General features: G+C 35.8%; 15 protein-coding genes. All 15 read left to right on the forward strand.

The features are described from left to right. Window positions 1-8 precede the first annotated feature (8 nt). Window positions 9-7,145 (forward strand): T9SS outer membrane translocon Sov/SprA, encoded by a 7,137-nt coding sequence (gene sov / locus ES724_RS04250; protein ID WP_394345066.1) that lies wholly within the window; start codon window positions 9-11, stop codon window positions 7,143-7,145. Between the two features lie 64 nt (window positions 7,146-7,209). After that, on the forward strand, window positions 7,210-7,590 hold the full coding sequence (gene gcvH / locus ES724_RS04255; RefSeq protein WP_026837453.1) for a glycine cleavage system protein GcvH: 381 nt from the start codon (window positions 7,210-7,212) through the stop codon (window positions 7,588-7,590). A 46-nt stretch (window positions 7,591-7,636) separates the two neighbouring features. Continuing rightward, window positions 7,637-7,984, forward strand: a complete 348-nt coding sequence (locus ES724_RS04260) for a VanZ family protein (RefSeq protein WP_246136816.1) — start codon at window positions 7,637-7,639, stop codon at window positions 7,982-7,984. 44 nt (window positions 7,985-8,028) lie between these two features. Next, window positions 8,029-8,751: an energy transducer TonB gene (locus tag ES724_RS04265; RefSeq protein ID WP_146930032.1), complete on the forward strand. Its 723-nt coding sequence runs from the start codon at window positions 8,029-8,031 to the stop codon at window positions 8,749-8,751. A gap of 135 nt (window positions 8,752-8,886) precedes the next feature. Next, a complete protein-coding gene (locus tag ES724_RS04270; RefSeq protein ID WP_146930034.1) occupies window positions 8,887-10,989 on the forward strand; it encodes a gliding motility protein RemB in 2,103 nt (700 codons plus the stop codon). 229 nt (window positions 10,990-11,218) lie between these two features. Then, window positions 11,219-12,121: a heme o synthase gene (cyoE, locus tag ES724_RS04275; RefSeq protein WP_026837457.1), complete on the forward strand. Its 903-nt coding sequence runs from the start codon at window positions 11,219-11,221 to the stop codon at window positions 12,119-12,121. Continuing rightward, on the forward strand, window positions 12,112-12,693 hold the full coding sequence (locus tag ES724_RS04280) for a cytochrome c oxidase subunit 3 (protein ID WP_146930037.1): 582 nt from the start codon (window positions 12,112-12,114) through the stop codon (window positions 12,691-12,693). Before cyoE ends, ES724_RS04280 begins: the two co-directional genes overlap by 10 nt. A 45-nt stretch (window positions 12,694-12,738) precedes the next feature. Further along, entirely contained in the window at window positions 12,739-13,719 is a 981-nt protein-coding gene (locus ES724_RS04285) for a cytochrome c oxidase subunit 3 (RefSeq protein WP_026837459.1), read from the forward strand. Window positions 13,720-13,736: 17 nt separating this feature from the next. After that, the gene (locus ES724_RS04290; RefSeq protein WP_146930040.1) at window positions 13,737-14,099 is read left to right on the forward strand and encodes a cytochrome C oxidase subunit IV family protein; all 363 of its coding nucleotides are present in this window, start codon (window positions 13,737-13,739) and stop codon (window positions 14,097-14,099) included. A gap of 85 nt (window positions 14,100-14,184) precedes the next feature. After that, window positions 14,185-14,832, forward strand: a complete 648-nt coding sequence (locus tag ES724_RS04295) for a hypothetical protein (RefSeq protein WP_146930043.1) — start codon at window positions 14,185-14,187, stop codon at window positions 14,830-14,832. Then, window positions 14,832-15,557: an SCO family protein gene (locus tag ES724_RS04300; RefSeq protein ID WP_146930046.1), complete on the forward strand. Its 726-nt coding sequence runs from the start codon at window positions 14,832-14,834 to the stop codon at window positions 15,555-15,557. Before ES724_RS04295 ends, ES724_RS04300 begins: the two co-directional genes overlap by 1 nt. Then, the gene (locus ES724_RS04305) at window positions 15,557-16,090 is read left to right on the forward strand and encodes a DUF420 domain-containing protein (RefSeq protein ID WP_146930049.1); all 534 of its coding nucleotides are present in this window, start codon (window positions 15,557-15,559) and stop codon (window positions 16,088-16,090) included. Before ES724_RS04300 ends, ES724_RS04305 begins: the two co-directional genes overlap by 1 nt. A gap of 53 nt (window positions 16,091-16,143) precedes the next feature. After that, window positions 16,144-16,371, forward strand: a complete 228-nt coding sequence (locus ES724_RS04310) for a hypothetical protein (protein ID WP_146930052.1) — start codon at window positions 16,144-16,146, stop codon at window positions 16,369-16,371. Window positions 16,372-16,505: 134 nt separating this feature from the next. Continuing rightward, window positions 16,506-17,207, forward strand: coding sequence for an ABC transporter ATP-binding protein (locus tag ES724_RS04315; RefSeq protein WP_146930054.1), 702 nt, complete (start codon window positions 16,506-16,508; stop codon window positions 17,205-17,207). Next, window positions 17,200-18,447: an ABC transporter permease gene (locus ES724_RS04320; protein WP_146930057.1), complete on the forward strand. Its 1,248-nt coding sequence runs from the start codon at window positions 17,200-17,202 to the stop codon at window positions 18,445-18,447. Before ES724_RS04315 ends, ES724_RS04320 begins: the two co-directional genes overlap by 8 nt.

Genomic DNA, 18,447 nt, shown 5'->3' on the forward strand with positions numbered 1-18,447 from the left:
AACTAATCTTGAGGAATAATTACTCGAAACTGCAATTAACATCTCTGCTTGGGATTTTCTGGTTATTTGCCTCTTCTCCAAGTTTGTATGCGCAAGATACTCTTGTGGCTCAAGATTCTACCCGCACTGGTTATGCAACCGGCACCTTGTCTTTGCCCAATCCTGCAAGTATTGTAGCAGGATATGAGTATGACCCTATTCTTAATAGATATATTTATACTGAAAAACTTGGGACTTATAATTTGTCTATTCCTTTAATTCTTACACCAGAGGAATATCAAGAGTTGGTTATTCAGGAAGAGATTCGTAATTATTTCAAGGAAAAAAATAACGCCATTTCTGAAAATAGAGAAGGAGATCCTGAAGCTCAGCAAGATCTTCTCCCAAGTTATTATGTGAATTCAGGTTTTTTTGAAAGTGTTTTTGGTGGCAAAGAAATAGAAGTGGTACCTCAAGGAAGTGTTGCTATGGATCTTGGGCTACTTTATACAAAACAGGATAATCCATCTTTTTCCCCAAGAAATAGAAGTAACCTCACATTCGATTTTGACCAAAGGATCCAACTTAGTTTGTTAGGAAATGTTGGAACAAAATTAAGAGTGCTCGCAAATTACGATACCGAATCTACCTTCGATTTTCAGAACCAATTAAAGTTGGAATATACACCCAATGAAGATGATATTGTTCAGAAAATTGAAGTTGGGAATGTAAATATGCCTTTAAATAGTGCTCTTATTCAGGGAGCACAAAGTTTATTCGGATTTAAAACAGAATTGCAATTTGGGAAAACGCGTGTTACGGGAGTTTTTTCTGAACAAAAATCTGAGCGGAGAACTGTAAATGTGGAGGGTGGAGCAACTGTTGAAGAATTTGAGAAATTCGCTATAGATTACGATCAAGACAGACACTTTTTCTTAGCTCATTACTTCCGGGATAATTATAATCAGGCACTTCAGAATTATCCATTTATCAATAGTAATATTCAAATTCAGAGAATTCAGGTTTGGGTAACAAACCGTACTAATAATATTCAGAGTTTAAATGATACCCGAAATATAGTTGCTATTCAAGATCTTGGAGAGGTGAATGTTCCTGGTAATATAGGTTTGAACAACCCTCCAGCTGGCTTCTTTAATAGACCTGCGGGAGCATTTCCAAATAACCCTAATAACGATTTTAACCCCTTTGGAATAACGGGTTCTGGAGAATCTATTTTAACTCCTGCAATACGAGACATTTCTACAATCCAGAGCGGTTTTGGTGGAGTTGTGGTTTCTGAAGGTGAAGATTACGCAAAACTCGAGAACGCCAGGCAATTAAAGCCAAATGAATTCACTTTCGATCAGAGACTTGGTTATATAAGCCTTAATCAAAGATTAAGTAATGATGAGGTTTTAGGAGTTGCTTTTCAATATACGGTAAACGGGCAAGTGTATCAAGTGGGTGAATTCGCCAATGATGGGGTAGATGCTAATACGCAGTTTGGTGATAATGAAGTTAGGATTAATCAGAACTTAGTGGTAAAGATGCTAAAAAGCACACTTACCAATGTGAACGAACCAGTTTGGGATCTAATGATGAAAAATATCTATGCTTTAGGTGCTTTTCAATTAGAACGAGCTGACTTCAGATTAAATATTTTATATACAGATCCACAGCCACAAAATTATTTATCTCCAGCTCCGGGATCTGGAGTTCCATTGCCTGAAGATGTTGCAGAAACTACCTTGCTTCGTGTATTCAATCTCGATAAACTAAATGACAATAACGATCCTGTAAATGGAGGCGATGGCTTTTTCGATTATGTGCCTGGAATTACTATTAATCCACAAAATGGCTTGGTTATTTTTACAACAGTAGAACCATTTGGAGAGTATTTATTTGATAAGTTGGACACTAACCCTAATGCTGGAGGTGAAGATTATAATTTGCCCGAAACTTATAATGATAATCAGCGAGAGTATGTGTTTAGGTCTTTATATCGTACCACGAAGATTCAGGCAGAGCAAGAAGACGCCGATAAAAATAAATTTCAGTTAAAAGGGAGGTACAAATCCTCTCAAGTGGATGGGATTCCAGTGGGTTTTAATTTACCTCAAGGTTCGGTAACCGTTACTGCGGGAGGAAGAGTTTTACAGGAAGGGGTAGATTATGTGGTGAATTATCAGTTAGGGAGAGTACAAATTATAGATGAATCTTTATTAGCTTCAGATATTCCAATTCAGGTATCTACAGAAAACAACGCCTTATTTGGGCAGCAATCTAAAAGGTTTACGGGGATTAATATTGAACACCAGTTCAACGAAAAATTATTAGTTGGAGGGACATTTTTGAATTTAAAAGAACGCCCGCTTACTCAAAAGGCCAATTATAGTTATGAGCCGGTTAACAACTCCATTTATGGCTTAAATGCTGCTTATAGCACAGAAGTGCCATTTTTAACCAGACTGATAAATAAGTTGCCGAATATTGATACCGATGTTGCTTCTAATTTTTCTATTCGTGGAGAATTTGCCTATTTACAGCCAGGAGCGCCACAAGTAAATGACTTTGACCAAAAAGCTACCACTTATATAGACGATTTTGAAGCATCTCAAACTTCTATCTCAATAAATAACCCTTTAAGCTGGGAACTCTCCAGTGTGCCTTTAGATTTTGGAGGAGAACTAAGCAACGGAGACTTAGCTGTAGGATATAAAAGGGCAAATTTGTCTTGGTATACAATAGACCCTATTTTTTATAGCAGTAGAAGACCAAATGGGATCACGGATGCTGATCTCTCTAATTTTGCAACTAGAAGGGTTTTTCTAAATGAAATATTCCCTAATACAGATGTGATCCAGGGACAGCCACAGGTAATCTATACAATGGATCTTGCTTTTTCACCAACTACTCGTGGCCCTTATAACTTTAATCCGGCAGCTGCGGGTGGAAATTCTTTGAACAATCCTAAGGAAAATTTTGCAGGTATTTCCAGAGCAATTACCTCTACCAATTTTGAGCAGACCAATGTGGAATTTATTGAATTCTGGATGATGGATCCCTTTATTTATTCTGAAAATGCGGGAAACCCTGGAGGGACTATTAGTTTCAACTTAGGAAATGTATCTGAAGATGTACTTAAAGACGGAAGAAAACAATATGAAAATGGGCTTCCACCGGACGGTGGACCCGAAAACACCGTTATCACTGAATTTGCCAAAGTACCGGCAGATCAATCTCTAATATATGCCTTTGATACGCAAGGTCAGGCAAGAATTAATCAAGATGCAGGATTTGATGGATTAGGAGATGCGGAAGAAGCCATAAAATTTTCAGCCTTTGGAAACCTTCCAGATCCTGCAGCAGATAACTACGAATATTTTCTAAATAGGACCGGAAATATTGTAGATCGATATAGAAATTATAATGGAACACAGGGAAATTCTCCAACAGATATAACTGACACCAATAGAGGTAATACCACCTTGCCAACCACTGAGGATCTCAACAGTGATAATACTATGAATACTATTAATAGTTATTTTCAGTATGATGTGAAGATCTTCCCTGGAATGAATGCTTCTAATAATCCATATATTACCGATGTGAGGGAATTGGATGCCCCGCTTCCGAATGGTCAGGATATTCCAGTTAGATGGATACAGTTTAAAGTGCCAATTTTTGAACCTACAGATACTAAAGGTGGTATTGCAGATTTTAGATCGATTCGGTTTATGCGACTTTTCTTAACAGACTTTGAACAGGAAACTGTTTTGAGATTTGGAACAATGGATCTGGTTCGTGGAGATTATAGAAGATACAATCAAAGTTTGAATCCAGATGAGCCAAATGAACCTATAGAAGAAGGAACTTTGTTTGAGGTTTCTGCTGTGAATATAGAAGAGAATGAAAATCGTGAACCAATTCCTTATGTATTGCCTCCAGGGGTGAACCGCGAGGAATTATTCAATAATAACACAAATATACGTCAGAATGAGCAGTCGCTTTCTATTAGAACTTGCGATTTAGAGCCACAAGCTGCTCGGGCAGTTTATAAGAATTTCCAAGTGGATATGCGCCAGTATAAGAATTTGGAAATGTTCTTGCATGCCGAATCATTTGTAAACGAGATCGCTCTAAAAGATGGGCAATTAATTGCTTTTGTAAGAATAGGAACCGATTTTACAGATAACTATTATCAAATTGAAGTGCCGCTAACTGCTACTTTGCCTGGTGCTACTTCTGCTGAAGAAATTTGGCCTGAAGCGAACAGGCTTTTGTTGAGGTTAGATTTACTACAACAGGTGAAAACTAAAGTTTTGGGTGATCCTTCTTTGATTCCCACAGAGTTGAATTATTTTAATGAAGAAGTAAATCTTGTAAATTCTAATGACCCATATGAAGTTGGGCAACTTAGAATAGGGATAAAAGGAAACCCGAGTTTTGGAAATGTAAGATTATTAATGCTTGGGGTAAAAAATGGAAGCCCTGAAAATACTGCCTCAGATATTTGCGGAGAAGTATGGTTCAATGAATTGAGATTATCTGATCTGGATAATGAAGGGGGTTGGGCAGCTATTGTAAATATGGACACCAACATTGCAGATTTTGCAACGGTATCTGCAACAGGAAGAAAAAGCACTATTGGATTTGGAGCTTTGGAAGAAGGACCAAATCAGAGAAGTAGGGAAGATCTTCAGCAATATGATGTAGTTACCAATATAAACGCGGGGCAATTATTACCACAAAAATGGGGAGTTCAAATTCCTTTTAATTATAGTAGAGGAGAAGAGTTAATTACGCCTAAATTCGATCAGGAGTTCTTAGATCTGGAACTTCAAACAAGGCTAGATGATACTACAGATCCGGACGAGCGGGATCTAGTGAGAGAACAATCTGAATCTTATACCAAAAGACAGAGTATAAATGTTATTGGTTTAAGAAAGGAACGAGTAGGAGATAAAAAACCTATGCCTTATGATATAGAAAATTTCGCTTTTTCTACTTCTTACAATCAAGTTGACCATCGCGATTTTGAAATTGAAGATGCGTTGAGTCAAAATGTAAGGGTAGGAGCAACCTACGATTACGGATTTTTGCCGCTAACTCTGGAGCCATTCAAAAACATAAAAGCTTTAGATAGTAGCGATTATTATTCTTTGGTAAAAGATTTTAATGTGAATCTATTGCCTACCAATATATCTTTAGGGTCAAATATTTTTAGACAATATAACGAGCAAAAATTTAGAGAGTTATCTTTAAATGAAAATGATATAGGGATACCAACATTGTATCAACGGAATTTTATGTTCGACTGGCAATACCGGATAAATTATAATTTAACAAAATCCCTTCAGTTTAGTTTTAGTGCAACCAACAACAGATTGGTGAGAAATTATTTCACTGAAGATAATTTTGTGGATAACAGCATTGGTATATGGGACGGATTTTTTGAAACAGGAACTCCTAATCAGCATTTTCAATCGCTACAAGTGAATTATGAATTACCATTCGCTAAGATCCCGATCTTAGAATTCATTAAAACTACTTATTCCTATACGGGAGACTTTCAATGGCAACGCGGGTCTCAGATCTTCGATCAGTTAGAAGGTATTCCAGATTTAGGGAATTCAGTTCAAAATTCAAGCATTCACCAGATTAATGCGAATATGGATATGCAAGGTTTATACAAATATCTAAATCTTGTGCCAAGAGTATCTAAAGCAAACTCCATTAAAGCTCGTAGCGCAGCTGTACCAAAATCACCAAATGAGACTAAGGAAGAGGAGAATGCCACAAAGCCTAGATCTGATAAGACTTACAACACCGTTTTAGGTCTTGTAACTGCTCTAAAGCGAGTGCAAGTAACCTACCGAGAAAATAGAGGTATCTTTTTACCTGGTTATACCCCTAGTATAGGTTTTTTGGGAACGCTTAGACCTACAACAGGTTTTACTTTGGGAAGCCAAAATGATGTTAGAGGTATCGCTGCAAGAAACGGCTGGTTGACATTATATCAGGAATTCAATCAGCAGTATACTTCGGTTCAAAATAAGCAATTGGATATGCAGGCATCTTTGAGTTTGATCCCAGATCTTATAATAGATCTAAATGCTAGTAGAATATATTCAGAAACATATAATGAAAGTTATAAAATTAATCCAACAAGTCTGGAATATCAATCTTTGAGCCCTTATACTTTCGGAAATTTCAACATTTCAACAGTTCTTATAAAGAGTGCTTTTCAGAAAAACGATCAGCAATTTTCTGAAACATTCGACAGTTTTAGAGAGAATAGATTGGAAGTTGCGCAACGATTGGCATCAGAAAATGGCAGGGATCTTAATGATGTAGATGCAGATGGTTTCCCAGTAGGTTATGGAAAAACTAATCAGGCTGTTTTATTGCCAGCATTTCTAGCTGCGTATACAGGGCAAAGTGCTTCTTCAGTAAAATTGGGCGCTTTTAGAAATGTGCCATTGCCTAACTGGGATCTTAAATACACCGGTTTAATGCGATTGGATTGGTTTAAAAAGAATTTTAGAAGGTTCTCTCTAAGTCATGGATATCGTGCAGGATATACGATTAATCAGTTTCAATCTAATTTAGATTACAACCCTAGCGATCCTTTTGAATTTAATCAGGCTAATAACTTTAAAAATGAACTTTTATTTGCAAATATAAATCTAACAGAGCTTTTTAGCCCGTTGGTTAGAGTAGATCTGGAAACCACAGAAGCGATTAGAATATTGGCTGAAATTAAGAAAGACAGAACTATGTCTTTGAGTTTTGATAATAACTTGCTAACAGAAGTAAAAGGGAATGAGTATATATTAGGCTTAGGATATAGAATTAAAGATCTTAAGATTGCAACTAATTTTGGTGGCAAACAGCGCGTTCTGAGTAGCGATCTTAATTTTAAAGCCGATGTTGCTTACAGAAAAAATATAAATATCATTAGGTATCTGGATCTTGGTAATAACCAAGTGATCGCAGGACAAGACCTCTGGGCAATTAATTTTGTAGCAGATTATGCGATATCAAAAAATTTAACGGCCTTGTTTTATTATGATCATACCTTCTCTGAATATGCTATCTCTACAGCCTTCCCGCAAACAACTATTCGTTCTGGGTTCACTTTGAGATATAATTTCGGAAATTAATAGGTAGCTATTTGAACAGACCTAAGAATAAATTAACTTTGTGCACTTAGAAAAAAACAAAATGATGAATATACCACATGAATTAAAGTACACCAAAGATCACGAATGGGTGAAAATCGATGGGAATGTTGCCACAATTGGCGTTACAGATTTCGCGCAAGGAGAACTTGGTGACATAGTCTATGTTGAAGTGGAAACCGTTGGAGAGACTATGGAGCGAGAAGAAGTTTTTGGGACTGTTGAAGCCGTAAAAACTGTATCAGATCTATTTTTGCCTCTTGCCGGTGAGATTATTGAATTTAATGAAAGTCTTGAAGATGCTCCAGAAAAAGTAAATACAGATCCTTACGGAGATGGATGGATGGTCAAGATAAAAATATCTGATGAAGACGAGATTGCGGGTTTAATGAGCCCAGAAGATTATAAAGATTTTATTGGGGGCTAGAATATTATTAATAATTGCGGTATTTTATACCTTATTAATCACCTCTTTGTCCTTAATTCAATTGGGTAAGATCTCTATTGGAGATTTTAATCCTACAGATAAAATGATGCATTTAGGTGCATATTTTGTTTTGGCTTTTGTGTGGTTTTTTTACTATTTGTTTAAAATCCAGGAAGAAAGCCTTAAGATTAAGGGTTTTTTTAACATTTCGATCTTAATTATACTCTTTGGTATGTTAATTGAGGTTTTACAAGGAGCTCTTACAGATTATCGAGACCCGGATTGGGCTGATATGCTGGCAAATAGTATCGGAGTTTTATTGGCGTTGGGCATGTGTCTAGGATTTTTAAAATTCTTTAAACGCTTAAAACATAAGATTAATTCATTTTTATGAAAAAAATTTTTACTTTAGCAACCCTTATTAATTAGTATCGAATTATGAAACCCAAGAAAAATCCTAAAGCCGATTTATCAAAGAAAAGTGTTTTCTTTCTTCAGTTTGGACTTATTTTAGTCTTATTTATTGCATGGCAAGCTATAGAATGGAAAACTTACGATAAAGATAATTTAGACATAGGTCAATTAGACCTTGGTGATCTAGATGATGAAGAAATTCCAATCACGGAAATTCTGAACACACCACCACCACCACCACCACCACCACCAGCTCCAGAAATAATTGAAGTTGTTGAAGATGAAGCAGAAGTAGAGGAAGATATAATTGAATCTACAGAAACTAATCAAGACGAGATCGTTGAGGTTAAGGAAGTTGTTGAAGCTCCTGTAGAAGAAGTAATTGCAGATGTACCATTTGCTGTTATTGAAAATGTGCCAATTTTCCCAGGTTGTGAAAATTTAGCTAACAATGACCAACGTAAGAAATGTATGAGTGAGAAGGTACAGGAATTTGTACAAAGAAAATTTAATACAGACTTAGGTAGTCAATTAGGATTAAGTGGAGTTAACCGAGTAATTGTTCAGTTTAAAATAGACAAGAACGGTAACATTACAGATGTACGTTCTCGTGCACCACACCCAAGATTGGAGCAAGAGGCAGCAAGAGTTATAAACGCTCTTCCTAAAATGCAACCGGGTAGACAAAGAGGTAAGCCAGTAGGTGTAATGTACTCTTTACCTATTGTGTTCCAAGTTCAGGATTAAGACACTTTAAAATTATATACAATTCCCAAATTGCTTTGCAGTTTGGGAATTTTTTGTTTAGAGTGGTTTTAGATGGAAGAATAAAAATTTTGGTATCTTTCGGCTGTATCACACTATAATATCTCTGCTCCTTTTATGAAATACATTGGATTCCTACTTCTCTGTTTTATTTCCTATAATGCATTTTCGCAAGATGGATTTTCTGAATTCGAAACCTATCCCTCTTTTTCTGAATGTTCAGAAATAGATTTTAGTGGTGAGGAAGCTTGTTTTAAGAATACCTTAATGAAAATGGTGACCGCGAACTTTCAGTTGCCCTCAAAGGTTTCCGAAGAAAATTATAAAGGGGAAGCCATAGTTCTTTTTGAAGTTACCAAAGAAGGAAAGTTCAAAGTGCTTTATATAGACGCGATCTATTCAGAACTAAAAGAAGAGATTCAACGGGTTTTTGAAGAGTTACCTACTATTTCACCTGCAACTTATAATGGAAAGCCTGCATACGCTCAATTTCGATTTCCTCTTAAGATTCCCATTGGATATACTGAAATGTTATCGCCTTCGACTGAAGCTGGAACTGCAAACGAGAGCAGATCTGTTCAGAAGAAAAACACACTTACAGAATATGATAGTATAGTCTCCGAACCATTTGTCAGCCAAAGAAATTCTAGCAATTTATTTGTGCCACTTTCTCATGAGCGCTACAATAGATTTGATGCAGAAATGAATAGAGTTGGAAACAATAGTCATACTGCTACCAAGCCTTATTTGTATAATGAAGTTTCTAAGTATTACGATTTTGATGCTGAATTTGAGCAAGGCAAGACTCGTGATTCTTGGCTTGGAAGAAAGATATGGGATGAGCATTTAGTCAATTTTCAGGGGGAAAATTACTGGTTTACTGGAGATGTAGTTTTAGACCTTCAGATTGGGAAGAATTTCCAGAGTGATGTTGCATTTACCTATAACAATACTCGTGGTGCCATTTTTCAAGGAGGATTGGGGGAGAATTTCAATTTCTATACCGTGGTTTTTGAAAGTCAGGCCCGTTTTGCCGATTATTTTAACCGGTATGCTGAAAGTATTGGTCCTTTTGGAGGTAACCCTGCGGTTGTTCCCGGCAGAGGTATTGCTAAAGAGTTTTTAGATGATGGTTATGATTTTCCTGTTGCTGAAGGATATTTGTCTTATAAAGTTTCAGATTTCTTCGATGTACAATTCGGGCACGGAAAGAACTTTATTGGAGATGGCTATCGCTCTTTGTTGATGAGTGATATTGCCAGTCCTTATCCGTATTTGAAATTCAACACCAGTTTCTGGAAGCTTAAATATACCAATACCTTTATGTCTCTTCGTGACGTGAGGGGAGAAGTGGTGGAGGAAGGTTCTTATAGAACCAAATACATGGCCAATCACTACTTGAGTTTGAATCTAACTAAAAGATTTAATCTTGGTTTATTTGAGTCGGTTATTTGGCAAAATGATAATGGCCGTGGTTTCGATGTTAATTATCTAAATCCGGTCATTTTTTATAGATCGATCGAGTTCTCCACAGGCGCCAGAGGTGGGAATGCTATTATTGGAATCACTGGGAAATATAAATTGAGTGATCAGATCAATCTTTATGGGCAATGGATCATAGATGAATTTTCTACTGAAAAGGTCTTTGGAGGAAACCAAAGCTGGAAAAATAAATTAGGCTACCAGTTAGGAGTTAAATATTTTGATGCCTTTAATGTGCCGGATCTTTATTTACAGGCAGAATATAATCAAGTTAGGCCTTACACTTATTCTCACAATTCTATTGTATTAAATTATGGTCATAACAATCAATCTTTAGCTCATTTATGGGGCGCTAATTTTAGAGAGATCATAGGAATTGCAAGATATAGGAAAGACCGAATTTTTGGAAGTGCAAAAGTGATCTATGGGAAACGCGGTTTCGATTTTGATGATGGAAGTGACGATAGGTATTATGGAGGTAACATTTATCGGAGTGAGCGCGACAGAGCCTTTGAGGATGGGGTGAAAATTGGGCAGGGAAATACTACCACTACTTTGTTTTCTGAAGTGGAAGCAGGATATATTATAAATCCGGTGACCAATCTTAAAGTGTTTGGAAGCCTTATTTATAGAAATTTCAATCCTCAGGTAAACACCGATCTTATCTTTAAAGAGAATACGGTTTGGTTCAATGTGGGACTTAGAACAGATATATTTAACTGGTATTACGAATATTAACAGTTGATCTAGCTGTTGCAATAAATGAAGTTATTCTGTTAGTTTAGCTCATTAGTTATAAGAGTTTATCATAAATAACAAGTAAGCTTTATTGTTCTTATCTCAAATACTGATAAATCGATTTGGCCTTTTTTTTTCAAGTAGATGAAGTTCTTGAAATTAACTTTTTCACATTCTTGTTAAAACACAATTAAGAAGTATCTTTGCACCAAATATAAAATTGCTTTTTTTGAGTAATATAAGCGTACATACCCCTTCTGTATCAGTACTTTCAGATTTTAAGGAGATCACTAAAATGCGATTGGCCATAAGTGTGGTTTTTTCATCTGTTGCTGGATATTTTCTAGGGGCAGAAGCGGTTAATTTTGTTACCGTATTGTTATTGGCTATTGGAGGCTATTGTATGGTAGGCGCATCTAATGCCTACAATCAAATTATAGAGAAGGATCTTGATGTATTGATGGATCGTACTAAAAACAGACCTATACCTGCGGGAAGAATGTCTGTGAATACGGCTTTTGTAATTGCAAGTACTCTAACTATCATTGGCCTGATAGTTCTTTATATCATCAACCCGAAAACAGCTATGTTTGGGGCAATTAGTATATTTTTATATGTGAGTGTTTATACACCACTTAAAACCAGAACACCATTATCTGTATTTGTTGGAGCATTTCCAGGAGCTATTCCTTTTATGTTAGGATGGGTAGCAGCAACCAATGAATTTAGTATAGAGCCGGGAACACTTTTTATGATCCAGTTCTTCTGGCAATTTCCTCATTTTTGGGCTATTGGCTGGTGGTTGTTCGATGATTATAAAAAAGGCGGATTCTTTATGCTCCCAACAGGAAAAAGAGATAAGGGCACAGCTATTCAAGTGATATTATATACAGTTTGGACTATTTTGGTTTCCTTAATCCCTGTTTTTGGGGTTACAGGAAGACTGTTCTTAACACCTTATGCAGGGGCTATTATATTAGTGCTAGGTTTAGGGATGTTATATTATGCCTTCAAATTATATAAGAATCGTGATGCGGTTTCAGCTAAAAAATTAATGTTTGCAAGTGTTTCCTATATCACACTTTTGCAGATCGTTTATGTACTGGATAAATTTTTAAGACAATGGATATAACACAAGAGACCCATGACCATAAAATTGGCAGAGCCAAAAAAATGATGTTATGGTTTGGTATTGCCAGTATGGTAATGATGTTTGCGGGTATCACCAGTGCCTATGTGGTTAGTAAGAGCAGGCCAGACTGGATCTCAGATTTTGAATTACCAGATACCTTGTACTGGAGTACTTTAGTTATTATAGTGAGTAGTATCACCTTTATGCTTGCAAAAAGTGCTATTTTAAAGGGAAGTCGTTCGCAAGCTACGGTACTGTTATTAACTACATTGGCTCTAGGGATTGTTTTTGTTGATCTGCAATTCAGAAGTTTTTCAGAAATTATAGCATCTGGGTATTATTTTACAGGAAGTGAGAGTACAATTACCACTTCGTTTATTTATGTGGTAGTGTTATTACATCTTGCTCACCTTACAGCCGGACTGATAGTGCTTTTGGTTGTAATTTATAACCATTTTAAACAACGATACAAAAAGGGGCAAATGCTTGGAATTGAGCTAGGTGCCACCTTTTGGCACTTTCTGGATGCGCTCTGGGTTTACCTGTTTGTATTTTTATATTTCTTTAGATAATAAATTTGCGTATTTTTGCCCATCATATAAAATCAAATTCTTCATATGGAAGCTACTGTTATTAGAACAGGCACCGAAGGTAAAACTTGGGGCGGTGGAAATGAGCCATTAAAGGCTAGTTACGGTAAATTGATGATGTGGTTCTTCATCGTCTCTGATGCACTAACATTTTCAGGATTCTTAGCTGCTTACGGTTTTTCAAGATTTAAATACATAGATTCTTGGCCAATTGCCGATGAAGTGTTTAATCACTTTCCGTTTTTACATGGAGTAGATGCTCCTATGTACTACGTGGCATTTATGACGTTCATTCTTATATTCTCCTCTGTAACTATGGTATTGGCAGTAGATGCTGGTCATCATATGAATAAAGGAAAAGTAACTTTGTATATGTTCTTAACCATTATTGGTGGAGCGATCTTCGTAGGTTCACAGGCATGGGAATGGAAGAATTTTATACAAGGGGAATATGGTGCAGTAACTACAAGGGGAGGAAATGTTCTTCAGTTTGTTGATTTAGAAGGAGAACGCGTTGCAATTGAAGGTTTTGTAGCTGAGTTGCCTGTTACCAGAGTAGCTAATCAACGAAATAATGGGATCTGGTTTTCTGAAAATGAAAGCATATCTGAATACACTATTGAAGAAGTGAAAGCTGGTTTTGAAGCCAATGAAAATATTCTTGTTAGAACTCAAATGGTCGATGAGAATGGCCAAAAAACTATTCTTTCTAGAGAAGAATCGCTTAGTAAATTAAATGCTGAAGCTGTCGGCGTGGTTGAAGGAGCCAATCTTACTGAGAATGAATATGGTCCGCCTTTATTTGCAGATTTCTTCTTTTTTATAACAGGGTTTCACGGATTCCACGTTTTATCTGGAGTTATAATAAACATCATAATCTTTTTCAACGTGATCTTGGGAACTTACGAGCGCAGAGGAAATTATGAAATGGTTGAAAAGGTTGGTTTATACTGGCACTTTGTAGATTTAGTTTGGGTATTTGTATTTACATTCTTCTACCTAGTTTAATTCTGAAATAAATAAAAATGGCACATAGTACTACACATCACCACGAATCCAATACCAAAGGAATTTGGTTCGTTTTTGCCTTACTTTCTGTTGTTACAATAGTAGAGGTGTTCCTTGGGATTGTTAAACCTGAATTTTTAGTTGACACGAAATTTCTTGCGATGAGTCTTCTCAACTGGATCTTTATAATTCTTACTATTTACAAGGCATATTATATTGCTTGGGCATTTATGCACCTAGAAGGAGAATCAAAGGGACTACGTCGTGCAGTTGTTTGGTCCGCGATCTTTTTAATAAGTTACTTGATGTTCATTTTATTGACTGAAGGAGATTATATCTACGATGTTTTTGAGAGCAATCATGTGGCATGGGATTTTTAATATCTCATTATAAGTTAAAAGCATAAGAAAAGACGGTTATTTAAAACCGTCTTTTTATTTTTGTAACCCGTAACAACACGGATTTATGAAGAAATTTTTAGTACTTGGCGTTTTATTCTTACTACCTATACTTGCCTATTTATTCTTTTCTTCTGGAATAAATAATTTCGCTAAACTTCCTGTGCTTACAGAGAAGGTAGAAGACATAAGAGATTTAGAGAATAATCGAGATTCTATAGTAAGTTTTCAAAACAAGATTAGCATAGTGGCTTTCTTTGGAAATGATCTAGCGGCATTAAAAGGGAACACTTTTAATCTAGATAAGAAGATCCTGGAAAAATTTTACGAATTCGATGATTTTCAATTTGTGATCATTCTTCCAAAAGAAGCTAAGCCACAAGCGCAGCAGTTCGTGTCTGAATTTAATAATATTACCAATTCCTCTTATTGGAGTTTCGTTTATGCCGAGCCGGAGGAGATCAAAGACGTTTTTAAAAGTTTTAAAACTAATTTAGAACTAGATTCTAATCTGCAAACACCCTACGTGTTCATAATAGATAAGGATTCTAATTTGAGAGGACGAGATGATGATGATAATGAGGGGTTGCTTTATGGATATGATTCTAGATCTGTATCAGAACTTGGAAATAAGATGAATGATGATATTAAAGTGATCTTAGCAGAATACAGATTAGCCTTAAAAAAATACAACTCCAAATTAAATACGAAGTAATGAATAGCAAATCTTATATAGGTATATCCTTAGTAATATTAGTTTTCGGGATTATTTTTATTCCGAAAATAATAGATAGGATCACTAATGATGAGGTTGTAAAAAATGATCGATTGAACATTGGGAGAGAGCTCCCTAAGTCAGACGAACTTTCCTATATAGAATTATATGGAGAAAATAAAAAAGTCCCCGATTTTCAATTTGTAAATCAAAATGGAGATACCATCTCCAATAAAGATTATTTGGGAAAAGTGTATGTTGTAGAATTCTTCTTTACAACCTGCCCTTCTATTTGCCCTATCATGAATAAGAATTTAGTAGAAGTAGAAAAAGAATTGGGTAAAAATGAGGATTTTGGAATAGTTTCTATTTCTATAGATCCAGTCCATGATACTCCAGAAGTGCTTAAAGAGTATGCTGAAAATTATGAAATAGATAATCCTAACTGGAATTTTCTAACTGGAGATAAAGAGGACATTTACACATTGGCAAATAAAGGTTTTGGGATTTTCGCAAATACAGATGAAACTGTACCTGGAGGCTTTGCTCATTCCGGCTTATTTGCTTTGATAGATAGAGAAGGTTACGTACGTTCTCGTTTAGATAATTATGGAAACCCTATTATCTATTACAAAGGTTCTATAGAGCGCGGAGTATCTGTTTTGGAAGGAGAAGAAGAACCACAAATAGACATATTAATAGAAGATCTTAGAAAACTATTATAATGGGAAATACAAAGACCGATAAAATTGCGATTCCAATAATCATTGCGCTTTCAATCCTCATTCCTATCGTAGTTATCATTTTAATGTATTTACCAGAACGTTATAATATTTTTGGAACACAATCTGGAACCTTTCCATTTTTTCATGCTGTTTTAAATGGTAGCACTGCATTATTGCTAACCATTGGTTATTTTTTTATGAGCATTAAAGAATACAAATGGCATAGAAATGTAATGATCATGGCATTTGTACTATCCTCGGTATTCCTTGTAAGCTATGTGATCTCAAAGATCAGTAACGAGCCTGTACCATATGGGGGAGAAGGTGTGTTACGTTATATCTATTTCTTTATTCTGATAACACATATTATACTTTCGGCAATAATAGTTCCTTTAGTGTTATTTACTATGTATAGAGGGCTTAGTGTTCAATATACCAAGCATGCTAAAATTGCACGTTGGACATTTCCAATTTGGTTATATGTTTCAGTAACCGGAGTTTTAGTGTATGTTTTTATGTGGCCATATTATTAATTTTAATTAAATTTATAATTGATATTTATTGCATTAATTTTGAAAGAATCAAAATGAAAATTAAATTGATCATTGTGTTATTTTTATTTGCTTTAATGCCATCGTTGGCTGAAGCACAGTGTGCAATGTGTAGAGCAGTATTAGAAAGTGAAGGCTCTGAAGCTGCTGCTAAAGGGATAAATGATGGAATCGTTTATTTAATGATCTTCCCATATATCCTCATTGGAGGTATAGGTTTTTTTATCTATAGAACGCTTCGGAATAAAAAGACTACCGAGTAACTTCTTAATATCCAGTTAAATTTTAACAGTTTCATAACATATAGGACTGTAACAAATTCTTCTTGTTTAGGTCTTATGCTTATACCTGAATTAAGCACCTATAATCTTGGTCGGGTATTTCTAATTTTAGAAGTATGATCGAAATTAAAAATTTGCACAAATCTTATAAGATGGGGACCAATTCTCTCCATGTCCTCAAAGGAATAAATTTTAGCGTTGCTGAAGGCGAATTAGTTTCTATCATGGGTTCTTCTGGTTCTGGTAAATCTACACTTCTTAATATTCTGGGAATGCTAGATGAAGCCGATGAGGGTTCTTATACTTTGGATGGACTTCCTATTAAGAATTTGAATGAGAAGATCGCAGCGCAATACCGCAATAAATTTCTTGGCTTTATATTTCAATCTTTCAATCTTATATCTTACAAAAACGCCTTAGATAACGTGGGTTTACCATTGTATTATCAAGGAATAAAGCATAAGGAGCGCGTAGAAATTGCCATGAGCTATCTGGAAAAAGTTGGTCTGGCAGATTGGGCGGGACACTTACCAAACGAACTTTCTGGGGGACAAAAACAGCGTGTGGCAATTGCCAGAGCATTGGCCTCTAATCCAAAAGTCTTATTGGCAGATGAGCCTACCGGAGCCTTAGACACCAAGACTTCTTACGAAGTAATGGATTTAATTCAGGGAATAAACGAGGAAGGAAGAACAATTCTAATTGTTACTCATGAGCATGATATTGCAGAAATGACGAAAAGAATTGTAAACTTAAAAGATGGGGTAATTATAGACGATTCTAAAGTGAACCAAGTAAGAGCGTTAAGCAATGTTTGATCTGGAAAGATGGCAAGAGATTTTTGAAACGATAAGCAAGAACAAATTGCGTACGTTTTTAACCGGGCTTTCTGTAGCATCGGGAATCTTTATATTGGTAATTCTTTTGGGAATTGGGCAAGGAATGCAAAATGGAATCGCGAAGGAATTCGAACAAGACGCCTCTAATATGTTATCTGTTTGGACCAATGTAACTTCCAAAGAGTATAAAGGATTGAATCCGGGGAGACAAATTACCTTAAAGAATGATGATTATACACAAACCGTAAATAAATACAATGATCAGCTAGAATATAAATCTTCTGTTTTTAGAATCTGGAGTGGACTTATAAATTATAAGAAAGAGTCTGGAAATTATAGGGTAGAAGGGGTTTGGCCAGATCTCCAATTTCTGGAAAACGCTAAAATGACCCAAGGGCGATTTTTAAATTATAGGGATATTGATAATGTGGAAAAAGTGGTGGTTCTCGGGAATAAAGTGAAGAACGATTTGTTTAAGAATGGGGAAGATGTAATTGGTAAATATGTGCAGATCTCCGATATTAATTTTAAAGTTATTGGAGTGTTCTCAGATCCAGGAGGAGAACGGGATGAGTCAGTTGTGTTTCTACCTATCTCCACTGCACAAATGGTATTTAATGGAGGGAATGATTTAAGAAGGCTTGCTTTTACTCTTCCACAAAGAGATAATTTTGAACAAGCATTAGCAGAGTCAGAAAAATTTTCTGAAGAATTGGGTGCTTATTTAAAAGAAAAACACTCTGTTGCGCCAGATGATAATCGTGCAATCACTATAAATAACAGCTTAGAGAATACTAAAAGATTCTATGACCTTAATAAGATGATCGAGATGTTTTTCTGGGGAGTTGGGATCTGTACTATTATAGCGGGAATCGTAGGGGTAAGTAATATTATGCTAATCATAGTTAAAGAGCGTACCAAAGAAATTGGGATTAGAAAAGCCTTGGGTGCACAACCGCTTAGTATTATAGGGATGATCCTTCATGAATCTATTTTTGTTACAACTATTTCAGGTTTTATTGGACTCATTTTCAGTTTAGCCCTTCTGGAGTTTGTGGGGCCCCTTATAGAAACCGAATATATTGCAAATCCATCTGTAGATTTTAATGTTGCATTAACCACCGTATTTATTTTGGTGTTGGCGGGAGCTATTGCAGGATTTTTCCCCGCTTGGAGAGCCGCCAGAATTAAACCAATAATCGCTTTAAGAGACGAATAA

This window comes from Gillisia hiemivivida (genome assembly GCF_007997295.1).
Taxonomy (GTDB): Bacteria; Bacteroidota; Bacteroidia; order Flavobacteriales; family Flavobacteriaceae; genus Gillisia; species Gillisia hiemivivida.

Excerpts from the sequence above, each read along its gene's own strand:
- ES724_RS04315 (WP_146930054.1), top strand. The coding sequence starts at position 16,506 with ATGATCGAAATTAAAAATTTGCACAAATCTTATAAGATGGGGACCAAT.
- ES724_RS04300 (WP_146930046.1), top strand. The coding sequence starts at position 14,832 with ATGAATAGCAAATCTTATATAGGTATATCCTTAGTAATATTAGTTTTC.
- ES724_RS04290 (WP_146930040.1), top strand. The coding sequence starts at position 13,737 with ATGGCACATAGTACTACACATCACCACGAATCCAATACCAAAGGAATT.
- ES724_RS04295 (WP_146930043.1), top strand. The coding sequence starts at position 14,185 with ATGAAGAAATTTTTAGTACTTGGCGTTTTATTCTTACTACCTATACTT.
- gcvH (WP_026837453.1), top strand. The coding sequence starts at position 7,210 with ATGAATATACCACATGAATTAAAGTACACCAAAGATCACGAATGGGTG.
- ES724_RS04285 (WP_026837459.1), top strand. The coding sequence starts at position 12,739 with ATGGAAGCTACTGTTATTAGAACAGGCACCGAAGGTAAAACTTGGGGC.
- ES724_RS04270 (WP_146930034.1), top strand. The coding sequence starts at position 8,887 with ATGAAATACATTGGATTCCTACTTCTCTGTTTTATTTCCTATAATGCA.
- ES724_RS04280 (WP_146930037.1), top strand. The coding sequence starts at position 12,112 with ATGGATATAACACAAGAGACCCATGACCATAAAATTGGCAGAGCCAAA.
- ES724_RS04310 (WP_146930052.1), top strand. The coding sequence starts at position 16,144 with ATGAAAATTAAATTGATCATTGTGTTATTTTTATTTGCTTTAATGCCA.
- ES724_RS04265 (WP_146930032.1), top strand. The coding sequence starts at position 8,029 with ATGAAACCCAAGAAAAATCCTAAAGCCGATTTATCAAAGAAAAGTGTT.
- ES724_RS04320 (WP_146930057.1), top strand. The coding sequence starts at position 17,200 with ATGTTTGATCTGGAAAGATGGCAAGAGATTTTTGAAACGATAAGCAAG.
- ES724_RS04305 (WP_146930049.1), top strand. The coding sequence starts at position 15,557 with ATGGGAAATACAAAGACCGATAAAATTGCGATTCCAATAATCATTGCG.